The organism is Bacteroidia bacterium, assembly GCA_025056095.1.
GTDB lineage: Bacteria > Bacteroidota > Bacteroidia > JANWVE01 > JANWVE01 > JANWVE01.
Genome location: JANWVW010000317.1, coordinates 1 through 1970, shown reverse-complemented (window position 1 = coordinate 1970; position 1970 = coordinate 1). Strand labels below are relative to the sequence as shown.

Genomic DNA, 1970 nt, shown 5'->3' with positions numbered 1-1970 from the left:
ATGGGTTAAAACTATTTCTGGTTGTCAGCCATACGGGAGACGTGGTAGGGTTCAAACTCACCCCTGCTAATGTACCAGATAATCAACTCCATTTATTGTTAAATCTGCTTTCTGGGATAACCGGGAAGGTATTTGGGGACAAAGGTTTTATTTCTCAACCGGCGCAGGAAGTTTTGAATAAGCAAGGGACTGTGCTGATAACCAAACCCCGTAAAAACATGAGAAGTAAAACGCTCAAGGCATATGAGCGGTATTATTTAAGTAAGCGAGGCATGATAGAGAGTATCTTTGATATTCTCATGACGCAGTGTGATATAGACCACACCCGTCACAGAAGCCCCGTCAATGCGATAGTACATACATTGGCAGGCATTCTGGCATACAGCCATTTTTTACGCAAGCCTCGTGTAGAAAAAGTATCCTACTCGGAAATCATCAGGGAGTACCTTTCTTTGGACGCAGCCTGATAGATTAGGTACGTATTTTTACACACAATCCATGGCTTATTCAGATAAGCCAATGGATATATTTTACCCTGCATGATTTTTTTATTCAGTTTTCAATAACTCCCTATAAAATAAAAACACAACAGCTTAATTTTTAATATATACATCTTTTATATTCAATTACTTACATGCAAAACTCACGTTACGAAAGTACAGTTTTTTGTATCTGCAAAAAACATCTGAAAAATGTCATTCATATTGATATATGAGTAAAATCATCTTTATTCTTGCTTTTGTTGCCAGCATTATAAGTTTTGCTGGTTCAGGTATTGGCGGTAGATATACCTGCATTGTGTATGACAGCAGTCTTCCTAATGTCTATCCCAATCACTATTATTTGGCAGAAAGTTCAGTGGGCTCTCAGGGACACTGCGCATCGTTTGTGTAGACCGAATGAATGAAGTTACTTACACTCTGAACAATGTAGTTGTCAATCAAATGGCAAAAACCATTCAGTTTGAAGCAAACAGTATACGTTATGAAGAGGGTAATTGTGGGTAAAGAACTGCATATTACCATTAATCACCATGTATAGGTGTTTTAAACAGTAACAGGGTAACATCAAATAAAAAACACCGCTCTGATTGTTTGAGCGGTGTTTTTTATTTTCAGTTTCGGTTTCTATTTATTTTCTTTACTGTCATTGCCCTCTTTTCTCTCTATTTTAGTGAGCTCTTCGTATTTTACTTCTGATTTGGTTACTTTACCCAGCATGTTTTTATGCTCCACCACACAGGTATTCTGATTTACACCCAGAATAGTGCCTTCTACTATTTTACCACCCTGTCTGAAAGTTACTTTATCACCTACTTTGAATTCCACCACTGCGTTCACTTTGGTCTCTACATTTTTTTCCACAGGTGGCAATCCCCATATATCCCCCTCTACTTTAACTTTTCTACCGTTATTTTTGATGTATATTTTCACATTTTTGAGAAATTCACCATCTTTTTCAGTTTTTACACATTCCTCAATGGCAGTTTTCAGCGCCTGATTGTCTTTAGATTTGGCTTTTCCAACAGCATACTTTTTAATGAGTTTGTAATCCGCTTTGCTGTCTACATTTCTGGTGGAAACCATGGTTAATTCACCGATTCTTGTCCAACCACAACCTGAAATAAGGAAAGATACTGGTAGCGCCAATAGGCACCATTTTACAAAATTTTTTGTTTTCATAGTGATTTGTATTATGGTGCAAAGATAGTATACTAAAGAAAAGAAGCAAAAAAATTGTTAATACTTTTTTGGTTATTTTATTGAGTCTATTTTACTTTTTAAGCAAGATATAAACTATAAGTAATTGATTTTAAGTATTTTACGATATTTTTTAGTGTGATTATTTATTACAATATGGTTGACATTTTAAGTAATGTGAATCATATCAGGCGGTATAATGGTATGAATATCGGGGAATAAAAATTGTTTTTCGGGTTTTTCGGAGATATATTTTAATAAATATTCGTA

At 35.3% G+C, this 1970-nt stretch carries 2 protein-coding genes; one reads left to right on the top strand and one right to left on the bottom strand.

Annotated features, from left to right (window positions below):
• Window positions 1-467 (top strand): transposase (locus NZ519_13765; protein MCS7029821.1); only part of this gene is annotated, 467 nt, incomplete at its 5' end.
• 660 nt (window positions 468-1127) lie between these two features.
• Here NZ519_13765 and NZ519_13760 read toward each other — a convergent pair.
• On the bottom strand, window positions 1128-1682 hold the full coding sequence (locus NZ519_13760) for a hypothetical protein (GenBank protein ID MCS7029820.1): 555 nt from the start codon (window positions 1680-1682) through the stop codon (window positions 1128-1130).
• Between the last annotated feature and the right edge of the window lie 288 nt (window positions 1683-1970).

Excerpts from the sequence above, each read along its gene's own strand:
- NZ519_13760 (MCS7029820.1), bottom strand. The coding sequence starts at position 1,682 with ATGAAAACAAAAAATTTTGTAAAATGGTGCCTATTGGCGCTACCAGTA.